Genomic DNA, 18,197 nt, shown 5'->3' with positions numbered 1-18,197 from the left:
ACGGTCGACTTCGGCGTGCGCGAGGTCATCGAGTGCCACCTGCTCTTTGCGCCGGAGCAACGTCTGCTCGTCGGCGCGGGCCAGCAGCAGCAGATCTTCGATCAGGGTGTGCATGCGCCGCGCCTCGGGCAGCAAGGTGTTGACCGCCAGTTCGGCGTCGAGCAGATCGGGATGCGCCTCGGCCACTTCCAGCCCGGAGATGATGGTGGCCAGCGGGCTGCGCAATTCGTGTGACGCGTCGCCGACAAAGCGTTGCTGCGCACGGTGACCCGCTTCCAGGCGCGAGAGCATCTCGTTCATGGTGACGGCCAGGGCCGCGATCTCGTCCTGCCTGTCCGGCACCGGTACCCGCTCGGCCAGATCGGACGTCGAGATGTCGGCCACCCTGGTCCGGATGGCGTCCACCGACTGAAGCGACCGTCGCACCAGCCAATAGGTTGCCCCCGCCACCGCCCCGACGATCACCGGTGCGCTGCAGGCCAACAGGATCGCCAGAGTCCGCGCGGTCGCCTCGACCGCCTCGCTGCCTCCCCCCACCAGCACCGTGTACACACCGGACCGGGTTGCGACTTTTTGACCACTGACACGCATGTCGTCACCGGCCACCGCGTCGTCGGGCAGGCCGCGACGCAGGCTGAAGTCGAACTCGCTCGCGGCGACCAGCGGTGTTTTCGGCGCCGAGCCGGATCGCTTGACCACGTTGCCATCCGGACCGATCAATTGGGTTGCGACCACCCGCTGGTCGGTGTGCAGCACCGCGTTGTCGAGGTCGTCGAGCGAATCGGACTGCAGCGCCTTGGTGATGTCGCGGACCCTTTCGGCGGCCGCGTAGTCGACGCCCGCCAGCAACTTGCGGTACAAGACCGCGTCCAGCCCCGCGCCGGCCACGCCCAGCGCACACAGCACGACGATCGCCGACACGGCCGCCGAGCGGGCCGAGATGCCCAGGTGCGCGAGGTGCCACGAACGCCCTCGCCCGCTTCGCCGAGACGGCCAGACACCGGATATCCGCACGTCCTCGATTCTGCAGGCCCGTCGGCCCGGGTGAAAACATCGAGCTCAGCGCGTTCTCAGCGGCCTCTCAGCGGCCGCGTCCTACCCTCGTGGCGTCATGCTTGGTACTGCACGCCCTGTGCGTCGTAACGATCGTGCGATCACCCGAATACTGGTCGGCGCGGCGGTCGTGTTCGGCTGCGCTGCCCTGGGAGCGTCCCCGGCCGGTGCCGACCCAAGCCCGTTCAACACTCTCAGTTCGAGTTGCAACCAGACGGCTCCTGCGGGCAGGGACGCACTTCTTCAGGGGATCCGGCGAGGCATCGCCGACTGGTCGCCGGGCGCACCGCACACCTCTGCCCGCACCACGTGCGGCGCGAACCCGACTCCGACGACCGGTTGATCGCTCAGCTGTCGGCGACCGATGGCACGGCATCAGCAGCGTCGTCGCGTGCCCCGTTGGTTCCGGACGCGTCCGCGGGCAGCTCGAAATGCGCGGTCACCGAACCCACCGCCGCCATCGCGGCATTGCGTTGCGCTTCCATTCGGGCCAGCGCCGTCTCGGTGAAGACCGACAGCCCGAGATCGGGGTTGTAGCCGTGGATTTCTTTGACGTCGAGCTGGGCCAGGAAGTAGACGATCTCCTTGGAGACCACCTGGCCGGGCACCAGCACCGGGAATCCCGGTGGGTAGGGCACCACGAACGTGGTCGACACCAGGGTTTTGCCCTCGGCCAGCCGCCGTCCGGCGGTGCCGATCAGCACATGCTCGCGATCGGATTCTTCGTATCCTGCGTAGAAGGCCGAGCGCATGTCGCCGAACCTGCACTCATCGACAGGCTTGAAGGCGACGTCGAATTCACTGAAGTCGGGTAGATGCGGCAGATCCTCGGTGATCTCCTCTACATGACGCTCCTGCAACGCGCGGTCGGCGACGCTGGCCGCCTTCTCGATGCGGTCGAAATCGATTGCCACCCTTCGCAACACGTCGAGCAAATAGTGCACGCTCGACCATGTGACTCCGATCGTGAAGATCAGCAGCACGCTGTTGATCGACGTCTTGTTGATCTGGATGCCGAATCGCTCCATCAGGATCTTCTCGCGGAAGTCGTAGCCGTTCATTCCGGTCGTGCCGACAAAGAGCGTGACGCGCGTCGGATCCAGCACGAACTGGTCGGATCGCCACGCCTCGTTCCACTCGGCCAGGGCGCCCTGCCTGATCGAAGCGGTCGAGCTGACCGCGGACTCCCGAAACTCCTCAGGCACCAGGTCCGATTCGTCGAGGATCCGGAACCACTTGCTGATCAGCCGGTCTTTACGCACCCGGTGCCGGAAGACCAGCGCCATGTCGTAGACCTGCCGGACCAGTTGGAAGCCTTCGATGTCGACCTGGCGCCGGGCCAGGTCCAGGGACGCCAGCAACTGCTGGTTCGGTGACGTCGAGGTGTGGGTCAAAAACGCTTCCCCGAACGAATCGCGGGTGAGCGCGTTGAAATCCTGGTCGCGCACGTGGATCATCGACGCCTGCCGCAGCGCCGAGAGCGATTTGTGCGTGGAGTGCGTGGCATACACGCGCACCCGCGCGGTGGCCGGGTCGGGCATCAGCTTGCGCTCGATCCACTCCGACCGGTCCATCCCGTCCATGGACGCGGCCCATTTCCGGTATTCCTCAACGTATTCCGGCGATGCCAGCATCTGCTCGAGACGCTCGGCAGACACCATCGCTGTCCGCTGCCGGGCCCACGGCACGGCGGTGGCGAACGCGTACCACGCCTCGTCCCACAGGAAACAGATATCGGGCTTGATCGCCAGCACCTCCTGCATGACCTGCAGCGGGTTGCAGACGACCCCGTCGAAGGTGCAGTTGGTCAGCAGCAGCATGCGCACCCGGTGCAGCTGACCGGCCGCCTCCAGATCCAGCAGCGTCTGCTTGATGGTGCGCAGCGACACCGCGCCGTAGATCGCGAACTGCGGCAGCGGATACGCGTCCAGATACAGCGGGTAGGCACCGGCCAGCACCAGTCCGTAGTGGTGCGACTTGTGGCAGTTGCGGTCGATCAGCACGATGTCGCCGGGCCGGGTCAGCGACTGCACCACGATCTTGTTGGCGGTCGACGTCCCGTTGGTGACGAAGTAGGTGTGGTCGGCGTTCCACGTCTTCGCGGCCTTGTCCATCGCCTTTTTGATGTTGCCGTGCGGGTCCAGCAGCGAGTCGAGGCCACCGGAGGTGGTGGAGGTTTCGGCCATGAAGATGTTGCGGCCGTAGAACTCCCCCATGTCCTGCAGTGACCTGGAGTTGAAGATGCTGGCGCCGCGCGCGACGGGCAGGGCGTGGAATTGGCCGACCGGCGCCGCGGCATACGCACGCAATGCGTCGAAAAACGGTGTGGCGTAGCGGTTTCGCAGTCCGGCGAGCACCGTGCTGTGTAGGTCGGTGACGTCGTTGAGCCGGTAGAACGTCCGGTCGTAGACGTCGGGCTCGATGTCATCGCCGGCGGCGATCGACTCGTCGGTCAGCAGATACAGGTCGATGTGGGGCCGCAGCTCCCTGATCCACTCGCCGCACTCCACCCAATCGTTGGCGCGGTCCGGAATGACGTCTCCCGCATCCTCGTTGGGCCCGAGCAACGTGTTCATCAAGGGCAACCGGTCGCGGGACCGAAGCGGCAGGTCGTCGCGGATGATCGCGGCCTGAATCTCCCCGTTCAGCGCGACCGCGGTGATGGCGTCCTCGACGCTGGGAACCACCAGGATTTCGAACTGCACATCGTCGGACGGGTAGCGCAGCGCGCGCAAGCACTCGGCCAGGCTGTCCGGCGCCGTGCTCGGGGCGTCGTCGGCGAGCAGCACAGTGTAGAAGTGCTGCTGCTTGGCCTGGGCGACCAGCTCCTGGTCGTCCAGCGGCGCCGAGGTATCGAAAAGCCCTGCGCGGTCGCCGTATTCACTCAGCAACCGCACGGCCAAGGAAACCTCTTCGGTGAGCCGCACTGTGGACAGGCTCTCCAGGTGGGCGCGGAAGATCGCCAGATTCGCCGCACCGGGGTACAGCCAGTACCGCTCGTAGGCGGCGATGCGGTCCATGAGCCGTTTCACCCGCGCCACGTCGTGGGCCTTGTCCAGTCCGGCGAGGTCCACCTCGGCGAGATGGCGGCAGGCGTCATCGAGCAGGTTCCAGGTGTCGACCCGGGCGTATGACGGGTTGGCCACGGCCGCCAATGCGGACACCCGAAGTCGTCGCGGCTGGGTGCTGTATCGAATCATGACCTCACCTGTTCTTCTCGGATCGCCGCCGCTGACGTGCCGTTCGTATTGTGAACCCGCTGCGCCACCCAAGTGGTCATTTCACCCCAGCTTGATCAGTGGTCCGCCTCGTCGCCACTTTCCACGTCACCGTCGATGACGCGCCTGCCCCGGGCGCCGTCCGCCCACCGCAGCATGGGCAGCTCCCAGCGCCGGACCGGCAACTCGGTGACATCGGACAGCGACCGCACCACGCCCTGAGTCAGCGCCATGATCGCGGCCATCACCGGCAGCAGCGGCTGCAGCGGCTTGGCCGCCGAGCGCACCGTGCTGATGCGGCGTGCGACGGCCACCCGTTCGACGCAGTGATACAGCCAGGCGCCCACGCCGAGCGCGTAAATCGAAAGCACCGAGGCGACGATGGCCAGCCCGTAGGCGGCGCAGATCACCGCACCCAGCACCACCGTCGCGGCCAGGACGGCCGCCACGAGCAGACGCAGCTCCAACCGGGTCATGGCTGGGGTCCGTGGTCCTTCGGTGTGCCGGCGGTGTCGGAACCCAACGCACCCCGAACCGCCTGGGCGGCCGCCCTGATCTGCGGCGTCACCAGCATGACGTGGCCGAGGACCCCGTTGACGAAGCCCGGCGAGTCGTCGGTGGACAGCTCCTTGGCCAGCTGGACGGCCTCGTCGACGGCGACCGGCTCCGGCACGTCGTCGGCATACAACAGCTCCCAGACCGCGACCCGCAGGATGGCGCGGTCCACGGCGGGCAGCCGGTCTAGCGTCCAGCCCTGCAGATGCGAGCTGATCAGGTCGTCGATGTGCGCGGCGTGTTCGCCGACGCCCCGGGCCGCCGCGGCCGTATACGGCTGCAGGGGCGCGACTTCGGGGTTCGTTTCGGCAAGCCCGGTGCGGACGTCGACAACCTCCGCCGGGCTCAGCCCACGGGCCTCGGCTTCGAACAACAGGTCGACGGCACGTTTGCGGGCCTGATGGCGTCCCCTGACGGGTCTGCTCACGCGTTGACGCGCCCCAGATAGCTGCCGTCCCGCGTGTCGACCTTCAGCTTGTCTCCCGTGTTGATGAACAGCGGCACCTGGATCTCGGCCCCGGTCTCGACGGTCGCGGGCTTGGTGCCGGCACTGGACCGGTCGCCCTGCAGGCCCGGCTCCGTGTGCGTGACCACCATCTCGACCGACACGGGCAGCTCGAGGTACAACGGAGCCCCGTTGTGGAACGCCACCTGCACCGGCAGGCCCTCCAGCAGGAACCGGGCGCCGTCGCCGACCAACGACTCGGGCAGCGGGTGCTGCTCGTAGTCCTGGCTGTCCATGAACACGAAGTCCGAGCCGTCGCGGTACAGGTAGGTGCTGTCGCGCCGGTCGACGGTGGCGGTCTCCACCTTCACGCCGGCGTTGTACGTCTTGTCGACGACCTTGCCGGAGAGCACGTTCTTCAGCTTGGTCCGCACGAAGGCGGGGCCCTTGCCCGGTTTGACGTGCTGGAACTCGACGATCTGCCACAGCTGGCCGTCGATCACCAGCACCAGTCCATTCTTGAAATCGGCAGTGCTTGCCACGGTTCGGTATATCTCCTCGGACGTTGGACAGTCGTCTATCGGAACTGTCTGTGACTTGTCGGCCAGTTTAGAGCGCTCCGCGGCCGCGCCCCCGGGGCCCGGGTCGGACGGTGACTCGCGGGGGCAACCCCCGGCGAAGCCGTGCATCAGCGGCGCTACGTCAAAACAGTCAGCTCCTTGGGGAACTTGGTCAGCAGTTCCGGGGGCATGCCACGAGCCTCCTCCGGCACCACCAGCGTGTCCTCGATACGCACCCCGCCGCGACCGGGCAGGTAGACGCCGGGTTCCACGGTCACCACGGATTCGGCCAGCAACGTGCCGGTGGACGTGGCGCCGATGCCCGGCGCCTCGTGGATTTCCAGGCCCACGCCGTGGCCCAGACTGTGGCTGAACTGCTCGCCATAACCGGCGTCGGCGATCACCTGGCGGGCCGCGGCGTCCACCTCGCGCAGGTCGGCCCCGGCGTGCAGCGCCTCCCGGCCGGCCCGCTGCGAGTCGGCGACCAGCTGGTAGATCTCCAGCTGCCAGTCGGCGGCCATGCCGAGCACGAAGGTGCGGGTCATGTCGGAGTGATAACCGCCGACCAGCGCACCGAAGTCGATCTTGACGAAATCGCCGCCGGCGAGCACCGCGTCGGTGGGGCGGTGATGCGGGATCGCCGAATTCGGCCCCGCGGCCACGATGGTCTCGAACGAGATCGCGTCGGCGCCGTGGTCCACCATCAGGGCCTCCAGCTCGCGGCTGACCTCGCGTTCGGTCCGGCCGGGCCGCAGGCCGCCCCGCGCCACCAGATCGGTCAGTGCGGCGTCGGCCGCCTCACAGGCCAGCCGCAGCAGGGCGACCTCACCGGCGTCTTTGACCTCTCGCAATGCTTCGACGGTTCCGGCCGCCTTGACCAGCTCGGTGGCCGACTTCCGCTCGTCCAGCTCGCGGGTCAGGGCGTCGAATCCGTCGACGGTCACCACGTTGCTTTCAAAGCCCAGCTTCTGCGCACCCGCCTCGGCGGCCTGCGCCACCAGGTAGCGTCCCAGCGCCCGTTCGATCGCGACTTCGAGGTCCGGCGCCTGCTCGGCGGCCTGGGTTCGGTAGCGCCCATCGGTGGCCAGCACGGGGCCGCGATCGTCGGCGAACACCAGCAACGCGCCGTTGGACCCGGTAAAACCGGAGAGGTACCGGACGTTCACCAGGTCCGTGACCAGCAGCGCATCCAATCCGCTGGCCTCGAGTCGCGCTCTGAGCCTGTCCCGACGCTGTGAATGTGTCACGGGTCTTGACGGTACTCGCTACGCTTTTGGGCCATGAGTAACTGGATGTTGCGCGGATTGGTCTACGCCGCGGCGATGGTCGTCCTCCGATTGTTCCAAGGCGCACTGATCAACGCGTGGCAGACGCAGGCCGGGCTGATCAGTGCGGTGCTGCTGATTCTGTTCATCATCGGCGTGGCCGTATGGGGGGTTCTCGACGGCCGGGCCGACGCCCGCGCCAACCCGGACCCCGATCGCCGCGGCGACCTGGCGATGACCTGGCTGCTGGCCGGCCTGCTGGCCGGTGTGCTCAGTGGCGCCGTTACCTGGCTGCTCGCGCTCTTCTACAAGGGCCTGTACACCGGCGGGCTGCTCAACGAGCTGACGACCTTTGCGGCCTTCACCGCGCTGTGCGTCTTCGTGCCCGCAATCATCGGCGTGACCATCGGGCGCTGGCGGGTGGACCGGCAGTTCGAGAAGACTCCGGAGAAACACCACGGCCTTGACGAAAAACGAGAGCGCGACGGTGACACCGACGTGTTCTCCGCGGCGCGCGCCGACGACGCGCCCACCGGCGAGATTCCCGCGCAGACGTCCGGTGCCCACACCGAGGCGCGGACCGCGGCGGTCGCCACGGCCGAGCGCGAGGCGCCCACCGACAAGGTGGCCACCACCGAATCACCGACCGAAACGATCGCCAAGCCCGAGGACGACCCGAAGACCGAGGTGATCCGCACCGGCGACGAGCACACCAGGCACGGCAGGGAACACGACAAGGGCTAGCTTTGGGCGCCGGGCTCCCCGGCCAGATAGCGCAGGGCGAGCAGATAACCCTGCACTCCCAGCCCGACGATCACGCCGGTCGCGACCGGGCTGAGGTAGGAGTGTCGCCGAAACTCCTCGCGCGCATGGACATTGGAGATGTGCACCTCGATCAGAGGGCCACTCAACTCCGCGCACGCATCGCGCAGCGCCACCGATGTGTGGGTGAGCCCGCCGGCGTTGAGGATCACGGGTTCGCCCGCGTCGGCGGCCGAATGGATCCAGTCCAGCAGTTCTGCTTCGTTATCGCTTTGTCGCACAACGGCTTTGAGGCCGAGCGTGTCGGCTTCCCGTTCGATCAGCGCGGCCAGTCGATCGTGTGTCGTGTCGCCGTAAACGTCGGGCTCGCGCCGGCCCAGCCGGCCCAGGTTCGGGCCGTTGATGACGTTCACCGTCGTGGTCATGACACCTCCGCGAGTCCGGCATAGGCGGCCGCCAACAGCGACGGGTCGGGGCCGGCCATCCGGCCCGGCTTGCCCAGGCCGTCGAGGACCACGAACCGCAGCACCCCGGCGCGCGACTTCTTGTCTCCCGCCATGTATTCCAGCAACTCCGGCAACGCGTCGGCGTCGTAGCTGACCGGCAGGCCGAGCGCGGACAGGATGGTGCGGTGCCGCTGCGCGGTGGTGTCGTCGAGGCGGCCGGCCAGCCGGGCCAGCTCGGCGGCGAAGACCAAACCCACCGACACCGCGGCGCCGTGCCGCCATTGGTAGCGCTCGCGACGCTCGATCGCGTGGCCCAAAGTGTGTCCGTAGTTGAGGATTTCGCGCAGCTCCGACTCTTTCTCGTCGGCAGCGACAACCTCTGCCTTGACGGCGATCGCGCGACGGATCAGCTCCGCCAGCACGTTACCCGACGGGTCGACCGCGGCCTGCGGATCGGCCTCGATGAGGTCGAGAATCACCGGATCGGCGATGAATCCCGCCTTGACGATTTCGGCCATTCCCGCGACGAGTTCGTTGGCCGGCAACGTCTGCAGCGTCGACAGGTCGACCAGAACGGCGTGTGGCTGATGGAACGATCCGACCAGGTTTTTGCCCGCGTCGGTGTTGATCCCGGTCTTGCCACCGACGGCCGCGTCGACCATGCCGAGCAACGTGGTGGGCACGTGCACGATGTCGACGCCGCGCAGCCAGGTGGCCGCCGCGAACCCGGCGACGTCGGTGGCCGCTCCGCCACCGAGGCTGACCAATGCGTCTTTGCGCCCGATCCCGATTCGGCCCAAGACTTCCCACAAGAAGCCCACCACCGGGAGGTCCTTGCCCTCCTCGGCGTCCGGGATTTCGATGCGGTGCGCGTCAACACCCTTGTCCGCCAACCGGCTTCGGATCACCTCGGCGGTCTCCGTGAGCACCGGTTGATGCACGATGGCCACCTTGTGCCGGCCGCAGAGCAGTTCGTCCAGCTCGCCCAGCAAGCCGGTCCCGATGATCACCGGGTAGGGCGGGTCGACGGCGACCTTGATGGTCACCGGATCGCCGGGGCCGGTCATGTGGCGGCCCCGGCGGGAGCCTGCAACCGCGACACGATGTAGCGGACCACCGCGCCGGGGTTGCGCCGGTTGGTGTCGACGCGGATGGTCGCCGCCCGCCGGTACAGCGGGCTGCGTTCGGCCAGCAGCGCGCGGTACTTATCGGCGCGATCGGGCCCGGCCAGCAGCGGACGCACGGCGTTGCCGCCGGTGCGCCGCACGCCTTCGGTGGCGCTGATCTCCAGGTAGATAACGGTGTGGCCGGCGAGCGCCGCACGCACCCCTGGGCTGGTGACCGCGCCGCCCCCGAGTGACACCACGCCGTCGTGGTCGGCCAGCGCGGCGCGCACCACGCCTTCCTCGATGCGGCGGAATTCCGGCTCGCCGTCGGTGGCGAAGATGTCGGCGATGCGGCGCCCGGTCTGCTGCTCGATGGCCACATCGGTGTCCAGGAAATCGACACCGAGTGCCTTGGACAGCCGCCGGCCGATGGTGGACTTGCCCGACCCCGGCAGACCCACCAGGACCGCTTGGGGCGCCATTACGCGGTACCCCGGGCGGCCGGCGACTCCCGCTCGGCGATCGCCTGTCGGTAGGCCTCGGCGTTGCGGCGGGTTTCGGCCAACGAATCGCCGCCGAACTTCTGCAGCGCCGCCCGGGCCAGCACCAGCGCCACCATGGCCTCGACCACCACGCCGGCGGCCGGCACCGCGCACACGTCCGAGCGCTGGTGGATCGCGACGGCCTCGTCGCCGGTCGCCATGTCGACGGTGGCCAGCGCCCGCGGCACCGTGGAGATGGGCTTCATCGCGGCGCGCACCCGCAGCGGCTGGCCGTTCGTCATGCCGCCTTCCAGGCCGCCCGCGCGGTTGGTCGAGCGGACCACGCCGTCGGGGCCGGGGTACATCTCGTCGTGGGCGCGGCTGCCGCGGCGACGTGCCGTCTCGAAACCGTCGCCGATCTCGACGCCCTTGATCGCCTGGATGCCCATGACGGCCGCGGCGAGCTGGCTGTCCAGCCGGTTGTCGCCGCTGGTGAACGAGCCCAGCCCGACCGGCAGGCCCAAGGCCACCACTTCGACCACACCGCCGAGCGTGTCGCCGTCCTTCTTGGCGGCTTCGATTTCGGCGATCATCGCCTCCTCGGCCGCCTTGTCGAAGGCGCGCACCGGGCTGGCGTCGATCGCGGGCAGGTCGCCCGGGCCCGGCGGTGGGCCCTCGTAGGGCGCCGACGGGCCGATCGCGATCACGTGCGAGAGCACCTCGACGCCAAGCGCCTGACGCAGGAACGAGCGGGCGATCGTGGCCGCCGCTACGCGGGCCGCGGTCTCGCGGGCGCTCGCCCGCTCCAGTACCGGCCGGGCGTCGTCGAAGCCGTACTTCAGCATGCCTGCGTAGTCGGCGTGGCCGGGCCGCGGCCGGGTGAGCGGCGCATTGCGCGCGCTGTCCGCCAGCTCTCCCGGGTCGACCGGGTCGGCGGCCATCACGGTCTCCCACTTCGGCCATTCGGTATTGCCGATCTCGACGGCGATGGGTCCACCCAGCGTGACGCCGTGACGCACCCCGGACAGCACGCTCACCGCGTCACGCTCGAACGCCATCCGCGCGCCGCGACCGTAACCGAGGCGGCGCCGGGCCAGCTGTTCGCCAATGTCGAGGGAGGTGATCTCCACACCGGCGACCATGCCTTCGAGCACGGCCACCAGCGCGCGGCCATGCGACTCCCCAGCAGTGATCCAACGCAACACGAGTCCCATCTTCCCATGTCGAGATCCGAAAAGCCGATTCGCGCAGTCCGCGGCGGTAGTGGGTCCGCGCGCGGCACGGGTCAGAAGAAACTGCTCGCAGGCAGGTCCGCCTACGCGTCGACTTTCATCCGTGCTGATTCCTGCGCTGACCATGAGATAAGCCGCGAAGCCGGGCCACGCCATCGCGGTCATGTGCCACCATGTTGCCTGGTGGGTCAACTTCTCTGGTACATACCGAATACCGTCGAGCCGGGCCATCGAGGCGACGACACCGTCGACGGCTGGGGAAGTCTGGACTATTCGGTCGACCTGGCGCTGCGCGCCGAGCAACACGGCTGGGAAGGCGCGCTGATCGGCACCGGCTGGGGCCGGCCGGACACTTTCACCGTCGCGACCGCAATCGCCGCGCGCACCACCAACTTCGCCCCGCTGGTGGCGGTCCGCCCCGGTTACTGGCATCCGGCCCATTTCGCCAGCGCGGCGGCAACCCTGGATCGGCTCAACGACGGCCGGCTGTTGATCAACATCGTGAGCGGTGCCGATGACTCGGCCGCGTATGGCGACGCCGAAGTCGATAAAGCACGCCGCTACGACCGCACCCGCGAATTCATGCGGCTGGTTCGCCGGTTGTGGAGCGAGGACGACGTCACCTTCCGCGGCGAATTCTTCACCGTCGAACACTCGACGTTGCAGCCGCGCCCGCTCGGTGCGGCCGACGGCCGGTTCCCGAAGCTCTACTTCGGCGGAGCATCGGCGACCGCCGAGCAGGTCGCCGCCACCGACGCCGATGTTCAACTGTTCTGGGGCGAGTCACTGGAGGGCATCGCCGAACGCATCGACAGGCTGAAGTCGTTGTCCGACAAGCTCGGTCGCGAACACGCGCCACTGGAATTCGGCCTTCGGGTGACCACGCTGGTGCGCGACACGTCCGAGCAGGCCTGGCGCGACGCCGAGGCGAAGGTCGCCAAGCTGGCCGGCACGCCGACCATGTTGCTACTGCACGACCCAGCGGGGTCCGAGGGGCAGCGGCGGCTCAACGACCTTGCCGGGTGCTCAGAAGTGCTTGATTCCTGCCTGTATACGACGCCGAGCAAGTACGGCGGGGAGGGTGCCGGCACCACATGGCTGGTCGGCTCGGCCGTCGAAGTCGCCGCCGCATTGCGCAAATACGCCGACCTCGGCGTCAGCCATTTCGTGTTGTCGGACACCCCGTACAAATCCGAGACGGTCAGGCTGGGCGACCAATTGTTGCCGCTGCTGCGCACCACCGCCGCGCCGAACTGAGGGGCGTCACAGCAGCGCCAGCCCCACGCCCGCCGCACTGGCCAGACACATCGACGGCCCGTGCGGCACCGTGGCCGTGTCGTTGGCACCGCGGCGAACCCGGGCGAGCGCCCCAACCACCGCGGTCAGCAGCGGCGCGCCCAACGCCGCCAGAAACCAGGCGCCGACCCCGAAGCAACCGGTCAGCGCGCCCAGACCGAGAGCAAGCTTGACGTCACCGGCGCCCATTCCGCCCGGCGCCGCCCAGTGCACCACCAGGTAGATAGCGGTCAAGGCCACGGTTCCGGCCAGCGCCGGTGACCCGCGCCCGGCAACCGTCGCGACGGCAAGGACCGCCGCGGCCCCGCTCAGTGTCAGCGCGTTGGGCAGGCGTCGTTCGCGGATGTCATAGCAACTCAACGCGGCCAACCAGGCCAGCACCAGACACGCCGCCGCAATCCGCATGCGCGGCAGGCTAATCCGGTGCGGGCACCGCGCAAGTCATAGCCTCGCGCGGCGCGGGCAGCCCGGTGAACTGTTCCACCTGCGCGAAAGCCTGGTGCAGCAGCATCTGCAGACCGCTGACCACCCGGCCGCCCGCGGCGCTGACCGCGGCCGCCAGCGGCGTGGGCCACGGATCGTAGACGGCGTCCAGCAGCACACCGATGCGTTCGAAGGTGCCGATGTAGCGTTCGGCCACGTCCGCCGGGATGGTGCTGACCAGCACTTCGGCGCCCGCCACCTCGTCGACCAGCCCGTCGCCGTCCAGGTCGCAGAACCGGGTCGGCACACCCAGCCCGTTGCCCAGGTCCACCAACCGGGCCGCCTTGTCGGGATTGCGGGCCACCACGGTGATACCGGCGACGCCCAGTTGGGTCAGGCCGGCGACCGCGGCTGGCGCGGTGCCGCCCGATCCACAGACGAGCGCCCATCCAGAGGCACTGCCGAGCGCCCCGGCGACCCCGTCGATGTCGGTGTTGTCGGCCCGCCAGCCCGTCGGCGTGCGCACCAGGGTGTTGGCCGAGCCCACCCGCTGCGCACGGTCGGTGCGCTCGTCGGCGAACCGCAGGGCGGCGAACTTGCCGGGCATGGTCACCGACACCCCCACCCATTCGGGCCCGAATCCGCCGACGACGCCCGGCAGCTGCTCGGCGTCGCATTCGATGCGGTCGTAGGTCCAGTGGGCCAGACCGAGCGCGCGGTACGCGGCCAGGTGCAATTGCGGGGATTTCGAGTGGGCGATCGGCTTGCCGAGCACAGCCGCCCTGCGAGGGGCCGCGCTAGCGGGGGGTGCTGTCGAGGACACCGTTGTGCTTAGCCAGCTCGATGTTGGCCAGGTGTTGTTGATAGTCGCGGGTGAACAGCGTCGTGCCCTGAGCGTCGATGGTGACGAAGTACAGCCAGTCACCGGGCTGCGGGTGCTCGGCGGCGTTCAGCGCGTCGGTACCGGGCGAACAGATCGCGGTGGCCGGCAAACCCTGCGACACGTAGGTGTTCCACGGCGTCTTCTGGGCCCGGTCGGCGTCGCTGGTTGCCACCTCGCGGCGGTCCAGCGGGTAGTTGACCGTCGAGTCGAACTCGAGCGTGTGGTGGGCGTGCAGGCGGTTGTAGATGACCTGCGCGACCTTGGCGAAGTCCTGGGAGTTGGATTCCTGCTGCACCAGCGATGCCACCACCAGGATGTCGTACGGCGACAGGCCCATGGCCTGGGCGGTATCCACCAGCCCGGACTTCACGTACTCCTCGGCTCCGGCCCCGATCAGGGTGGTCAGGATGCTCTCTGGCGAAGCGGATGGGTCGACGTTGAACGTGCCGGGCGCGATCAGGCCCTCGATCCGGCGGTGGTCCCTGCCGAGCTCATTGACCGGCTCGAGCGCCCACGGCGGCACCGCCAGCGCCGCGGCGTTGCTGTTGGTCGCGGCCGCGCGCAGGTCCTGCACCGCAGCGCAGCGCGTGTCACCGTCGAGATCCACGCAGGTGGCGCGCGAGATCAGCGTCAGGATTCCTGGCGTCACCACGTTGGTCTTCATGTCGGTGGTGTCGTCGAGCTGACGTCCTTCCGGGATGACCAGCCGGCCCACCCGGCTGTTCGGGTCGGCCAGCCGCGCGACGGCGTTGGCCGCCGGGATTTCGGTGCGCATCCGGTAGAAGCCGGGCTGAATCGAATTGATGGCGCTGTTGCCGTGCGCGGCGTTGACGAAGGTCCGCACCGTCTTGATGACCTGCTGTTTCTGCAGTGTCTCGCCGATGTTGGTGGTCGAGTCGCCGGGCTGAACCTGAATCACCAGGTCCCGCTTGCCGCTACCGCTGTAGTCGTCACCGGGCCCGAATAGCGTGTGCCACAGCTTGCCGCCCAGTAACACGCCGGCGAGCACCACCACGACGAACAGTGCGAGCGCGATCTTGCCGGCGAAGCGCCGCCGCCGGCGGCCCCGCTCGGCTTGATTGCGGGCGACGCGGCTCGACCTGCGCCGGGACGGCGCGCCCACCGCCTCGGGCTCGGCTCGTTCCCGCCGTGCGCTGTCAACCATCGCTGAGCTCCCCCGCCACCGCCGCGCGCCGCTGATCCAGCCAACTCTGCAGGATCGCCACCGCCGCCGCCTGATCGATCACCGCACGCTGTTCCTGGGCCCGCCCCCCGGCCGCGCGCAGCGATCGCTGCGCGGCCACGGTGGTCAATCGCTCGTCGGCCAGCCGCACCGGGGTGGGCGCGATCCGCTGGGCCAACGCGTCGGCCACCTCGATCGCGTCGACCGCCGACGGCCCGGTGCGATCGGCCAGCGTGCGCGGCAGCCCGACGACCACCTCGACGGCCTCGAATTCGGCGGCCAGTGCGGCCAGCCGCCGCAAGTGTTTGCCGTTGCGGTCGCGGCGGACGGTTTCGACGGGGGTGGCCAGGATGGCATCGGGGTCGCTGCAGGCCACGCCGATGCGGACGCTGCCCACGTCGATGCCGAGCCGTCGTCCCCGTCCAGGGTCCTGGTGAGGATCGCCGGGCCGGTCAGGCACGCGGTGCTGTACTGAGACCACTCAGAGGCCCTGCGCTCTGACGATCTCTTCGCGGACCGCGTCAAGCGCCTCATCGATGGCGCTCGGATCCTTGCCGGAGCCCTGCGCCAGCTCTGCATTGCCTCCGCCGCGCCCATCGACGGCCTGCGAGAGTTGCTTGACAAGGTCGTTAGCGCGAAGCCCGAGATCTTGAGCGGCCTGATTGACAGCGACGGCGTAGGGGACGGCGTCGCCATCGTTTTCAGAGATGAGCACGACCACCGCGGGGTCGCTGGTTTGTTGGCGAATCTTGCCCACGACCAGGGAGCGTAGCTCGGATGCGGTCTGCCCAGACGTCCGATGCGGGAACACATTGACGTTGCCCTTGCGCTCAAGCTCGACCTTGGCCACGGTTGCGGAGAGCCCGCTTTTGCGGGCGCGTTCGAGTTCCTTCTCCGCCACCTTGAGCCGCTCCACCAGGTTGGCCACCCGGGCGGGCACCTCGTCGGATGGCACCTTCAGCGACGACGCCAGCCCCGCCATCAACGCGCGCTCCTTGGCCAGGTGCCGGAACGACTCCAGCCCGACATAGGCCTCCACCCGGCGCACCCCGGAGCCGACCGAGGATTCGCCCAGGATCGTCACCGGCCCGATCTGCGCCGAGTTGTGGACGTGGGTTCCACCGCAGAGCTCCAGCGAGAACGGGCCGCCGATCTCCACGACCCGGACCTCGTCGGGGTAGGCCTCGCCGAACATGGCCATCGCGCCCATCGCCTTGGCCTTCTCCAGCTCCTCGGTGAACGTATGCACCTCGAAGTCGGCCTGCACGGCCTGGTTCGTCACCTCTTCGACCTGGGTGCGCTGGTCCTCGGATAGCGGCCCCTGCCAGTTGAAGTCGAAGCGCAGGTAGCCCGGCCGGTTCAGCGATCCGGCCTGAACGGCGTTGGGGCCCAGCACCTCTCGCAGCGCCGCGTGCACCATGTGGGTGCCCGAGTGCCCCTGGGTGGCGCCCCGGCGCCACTGCGGGTCGACCGCCGCGACGACGGTGTCGCCCTCCACGAATTCACCGGACTCGACGTTAACCCGGTGCACCCACAGGGTTTTGGCAATCTTCTGCACATCGGTGACCGCGGCGCGGGCGCTCTGTCCGGCGCCCGTCCCGCTGATGGCGCCCTCGTCGGCGATCTGGCCGCCGGCCTCGGCGTACAGCGGGGTGCGGTCCAGCACGAGTTCGACCCGGTCGGCCCCTTCGGTGCCATGGGTGACCACCGGAACCCGCTTGCCGTCTACGAAGATACCCAGAATCTTTGCCTCGGAGGTCAATTCGTCGAATCCGGTGAACTCGGTGGGCCCGGCGTCGACCAGTTCCCGGTAGGCGGTCAGGTCGGCGTGCGCGTGCTTGCGCGCGGCGGCATCGGCCTTGGCGCGGCGGCGCTGCTCGGTCATCAATTCCCGGAAGCCGAGTTCGTCCACCTGCAGCCCGGCCTCGGACGCCATTTCCAGGGTGAGCTCGATCGGGAATCCGTAGGTGTCGTGCAGGGTGAAAGCTTCTGAACCCGAAATCGCTTTCACACCAGAGGATTTGGTAGCGCCGGCCACCTCGTCGAACAGCTTCGAGCCCGCCGCCAGCGTGCGATTGAACGCGGTTTCCTCGGCGACGGCGATGCGCCGGATGCGGTCGAAGTCGGCGACGAGTTCGGGATATGACGGGCCCATGGCGTCGCGCACGGTGGCCATCAGGTCACCGACGATGGGTCCTTCGATGCCGAGCAGCTTGGCCGAGCGGATCACCCGGCGCAGCAACCGGCGCAGCACGTAGCCCCGGCCGTCATTGCCGGGCGTGACGCCGTCACCGATCAGAATGGCCGCGGTGCGGCTGTGGTCGGCGATCACCCGGTAGCGCACGTCGTCGTCGTGGTTGCCGGCGTCGTACCCGCGCGGTGCCCGCGCGGCGGCGGTATCGATGACGGGCCGTAATAGGTCGGTCTCGTAGACGTTGTGCACGCCCTGCAGGATGAAGGCGACCCGCTCCACACCCATGCCGGTGTCAATGTTCTTGCGGGGCAACGGGCCCAGGATCTCGAAGTCGGCTTTGCCGGTGCCCTCGCCGCGTTCGTTCTGCATGAACACGAGATTCCAGATCTCGATGTAGCGGTCCTCGTTGGCGATCGGGCCGCCCTCGACGCCGAATTCCGGCCCGCGGTCGTAGTAGATCTCCGAGGACGGGCCGCACGGGCCAGGGATGCCCATCGACCAGTAATTGTCTTCCATGCCGCGGCGCTGGATGCGATCCTCCGGCAGCCCGGCGATCTCCTGCCACAGCTGCACGGCCTCGTCGTCGTCGAAAAAGACCGTCGTCCAAATGCGTTCAGGATCCAGGCCGTAACCGCCCTGCTCGACGCTGTTGGTCAACAGGGTCCAGGCCAGTTCGATGGCGCGACGCTTGAAGTAGTCGCCGAACGAGAAGTTGCCGGCCATCTGAAAGAACGTGTTGTGCCGGGTGGTGATACCGACCTCGTCGATATCGGGGGTGCGGATGCACTTCTGGATGCTGGTGGCGGTCGAGTATTCGGGGGTTCGCGCGCCCAAGAAGTAGGGCACGAACTGGACCATGCCCGCGTTGACGAACAGCAGGTTGGGGTCATCGAGGATCACCGATGCGCTCGGCACCTCGGTGTGGCCCGCCTTCACGAAATGATCAAGAAACCGCTTCCTGATCTCGTGTGTCTGCACTTTCCAGTCGCTTCTTCCTGTTACTTCGACGTCTGGCTCCCAGCCTATTCGCCGGTGCATGGGAAGCCTGTCTAACGACGCATTTCGACCGCTCACAGTACCTGCCCCGGCGCGAC

General features: G+C 68.3%; 17 protein-coding genes. 2 read left to right on the top strand and 15 right to left on the bottom strand.

Going from position 1 to position 18,197, the window contains the following annotated elements:
* The 6 genes from VFW69_RS15500 to VFW69_RS15475 all read right to left on the bottom strand — a co-directional run.
* A partial coding sequence (locus VFW69_RS15500) for a histidine kinase dimerization/phospho-acceptor domain-containing protein (RefSeq protein WP_526502392.1) occupies positions 1-1,008 on the bottom strand: 1,008 nt, incomplete at its 3' end.
* 392 nt (positions 1,009-1,400) lie between these two features.
* Complete coding sequence (locus tag VFW69_RS15495; RefSeq protein WP_526502385.1) at positions 1,401-4,253, bottom strand: aminotransferase class I/II-fold pyridoxal phosphate-dependent enzyme; 2,853 nt, start codon at positions 4,251-4,253, stop codon at positions 1,401-1,403.
* Between the two features lie 95 nt (positions 4,254-4,348).
* Positions 4,349-4,747, bottom strand: a complete 399-nt coding sequence (locus VFW69_RS15490) for an antitermination protein NusB (protein ID WP_526502384.1) — start codon at positions 4,745-4,747, stop codon at positions 4,349-4,351.
* The gene (gene nusB, locus VFW69_RS15485) at positions 4,744-5,253 is read right to left on the bottom strand and encodes a transcription antitermination factor NusB (protein WP_526502383.1); all 510 of its coding nucleotides are present in this window, start codon (positions 5,251-5,253) and stop codon (positions 4,744-4,746) included. The genes VFW69_RS15490 and nusB overlap by 4 nt, the downstream gene beginning before the upstream one ends.
* Complete coding sequence (efp, locus tag VFW69_RS15480) at positions 5,250-5,813, bottom strand: elongation factor P (protein WP_526502382.1); 564 nt, start codon at positions 5,811-5,813, stop codon at positions 5,250-5,252. The genes nusB and efp overlap by 4 nt, the downstream gene beginning before the upstream one ends.
* Positions 5,814-5,968: 155 nt before the next feature.
* Positions 5,969-7,078, bottom strand: coding sequence for a M24 family metallopeptidase (locus VFW69_RS15475; protein ID WP_526502381.1), 1,110 nt, complete (start codon positions 7,076-7,078; stop codon positions 5,969-5,971).
* 33 nt (positions 7,079-7,111) lie between these two features.
* Between VFW69_RS15475 and VFW69_RS15470 the strand changes: the two genes are divergently transcribed.
* Positions 7,112-7,840: a B-4DMT family transporter gene (locus VFW69_RS15470; RefSeq protein WP_526502380.1), complete on the top strand. Its 729-nt coding sequence runs from the start codon at positions 7,112-7,114 to the stop codon at positions 7,838-7,840.
* On the opposite strand, the gene aroQ is transcribed toward VFW69_RS15470, so the two are convergent.
* From aroQ to aroC, 4 genes are read right to left on the bottom strand one after another with little or no spacing between them, the layout of a single operon-like run.
* A complete protein-coding gene (gene aroQ, locus VFW69_RS15465) occupies positions 7,837-8,283 on the bottom strand; it encodes a type II 3-dehydroquinate dehydratase (protein ID WP_526502379.1) in 447 nt (148 codons plus the stop codon). The two genes, VFW69_RS15470 and aroQ, sit on opposite strands and share 4 nt — an antisense overlap.
* Complete coding sequence (gene aroB / locus VFW69_RS15460; RefSeq protein WP_526502378.1) at positions 8,280-9,371, bottom strand: 3-dehydroquinate synthase; 1,092 nt, start codon at positions 9,369-9,371, stop codon at positions 8,280-8,282. Before aroB ends, aroQ begins: the two co-directional genes overlap by 4 nt.
* Complete coding sequence (locus tag VFW69_RS15455; RefSeq protein ID WP_526502377.1) at positions 9,368-9,892, bottom strand: shikimate kinase; 525 nt, start codon at positions 9,890-9,892, stop codon at positions 9,368-9,370. Before VFW69_RS15455 ends, aroB begins: the two co-directional genes overlap by 4 nt.
* Complete coding sequence (aroC, locus tag VFW69_RS15450; RefSeq protein WP_526502391.1) at positions 9,892-11,097, bottom strand: chorismate synthase; 1,206 nt, start codon at positions 11,095-11,097, stop codon at positions 9,892-9,894. The genes VFW69_RS15455 and aroC overlap by 1 nt, the downstream gene beginning before the upstream one ends.
* Positions 11,098-11,307: 210 nt before the next feature.
* Here aroC and VFW69_RS15445 point away from each other — a divergent pair, with 210 nt between their 5' ends.
* Positions 11,308-12,381, top strand: a complete 1,074-nt coding sequence (locus VFW69_RS15445; RefSeq protein ID WP_526502376.1) for an LLM class flavin-dependent oxidoreductase — start codon at positions 11,308-11,310, stop codon at positions 12,379-12,381.
* A gap of 6 nt (positions 12,382-12,387) precedes the next feature.
* On the opposite strand, the gene VFW69_RS15440 is transcribed toward VFW69_RS15445, so the two are convergent.
* The 5 genes from VFW69_RS15440 to alaS are packed head-to-tail and all read right to left on the bottom strand — an operon-like array spanning position 12,388 to position 18,081.
* The gene (locus tag VFW69_RS15440; RefSeq protein WP_526502375.1) at positions 12,388-12,825 is read right to left on the bottom strand and encodes a prepilin peptidase; all 438 of its coding nucleotides are present in this window, start codon (positions 12,823-12,825) and stop codon (positions 12,388-12,390) included.
* 10 nt (positions 12,826-12,835) lie between these two features.
* Positions 12,836-13,666 (bottom strand): shikimate dehydrogenase, encoded by an 831-nt coding sequence (locus VFW69_RS15435; RefSeq protein ID WP_526502374.1) that lies wholly within the window; start codon positions 13,664-13,666, stop codon positions 12,836-12,838.
* Positions 13,641-14,891: an endolytic transglycosylase MltG gene (gene mltG, locus VFW69_RS15430; RefSeq protein WP_526502373.1), complete on the bottom strand. Its 1,251-nt coding sequence runs from the start codon at positions 14,889-14,891 to the stop codon at positions 13,641-13,643. Before mltG ends, VFW69_RS15435 begins: the two co-directional genes overlap by 26 nt.
* On the bottom strand, positions 14,884-15,390 hold the full coding sequence (gene ruvX, locus VFW69_RS15425) for a Holliday junction resolvase RuvX (protein ID WP_526502372.1): 507 nt from the start codon (positions 15,388-15,390) through the stop codon (positions 14,884-14,886). Before ruvX ends, mltG begins: the two co-directional genes overlap by 8 nt.
* Entirely contained in the window at positions 15,391-18,081 is a 2,691-nt protein-coding gene (gene alaS, locus VFW69_RS15420) for an alanine--tRNA ligase (protein WP_526502371.1), read from the bottom strand. It lies immediately after the preceding gene.
* Positions 18,082-18,197: the final 116 nt, after the last annotated feature.

It is taken from the genome of Mycobacterium sp., from assembly GCF_036273375.1.
GTDB lineage: Bacteria > Actinomycetota > Actinomycetes > Mycobacteriales > Mycobacteriaceae > Mycobacterium.
Note: the sequence above shows the minus strand (reverse complement) of the source record. Positions and strands in the feature narration are given on the sequence as shown.

Coding starts and splice junctions, on each gene's coding strand:
- VFW69_RS15495 (WP_526502385.1), bottom strand. CDS start 4,253: ATGATTCGATACAGCACCCAGCCGCGACGACTTCGGGTGTCCGCATTG.
- VFW69_RS15490 (WP_526502384.1), bottom strand. CDS start 4,747: ATGACCCGGTTGGAGCTGCGTCTGCTCGTGGCGGCCGTCCTGGCCGCG.
- VFW69_RS15470 (WP_526502380.1), top strand. CDS start 7,112: ATGAGTAACTGGATGTTGCGCGGATTGGTCTACGCCGCGGCGATGGTC.
- aroQ (WP_526502379.1), bottom strand. CDS start 8,283: ATGACCACGACGGTGAACGTCATCAACGGCCCGAACCTGGGCCGGCTG.
- aroB (WP_526502378.1), bottom strand. CDS start 9,371: ATGACCGGCCCCGGCGATCCGGTGACCATCAAGGTCGCCGTCGACCCG.
- VFW69_RS15455 (WP_526502377.1), bottom strand. CDS start 9,892: ATGGCGCCCCAAGCGGTCCTGGTGGGTCTGCCGGGGTCGGGCAAGTCC.
- VFW69_RS15440 (WP_526502375.1), bottom strand. CDS start 12,825: ATGCGGATTGCGGCGGCGTGTCTGGTGCTGGCCTGGTTGGCCGCGTTG.
- mltG (WP_526502373.1), bottom strand. CDS start 14,891: ATGGTTGACAGCGCACGGCGGGAACGAGCCGAGCCCGAGGCGGTGGGC.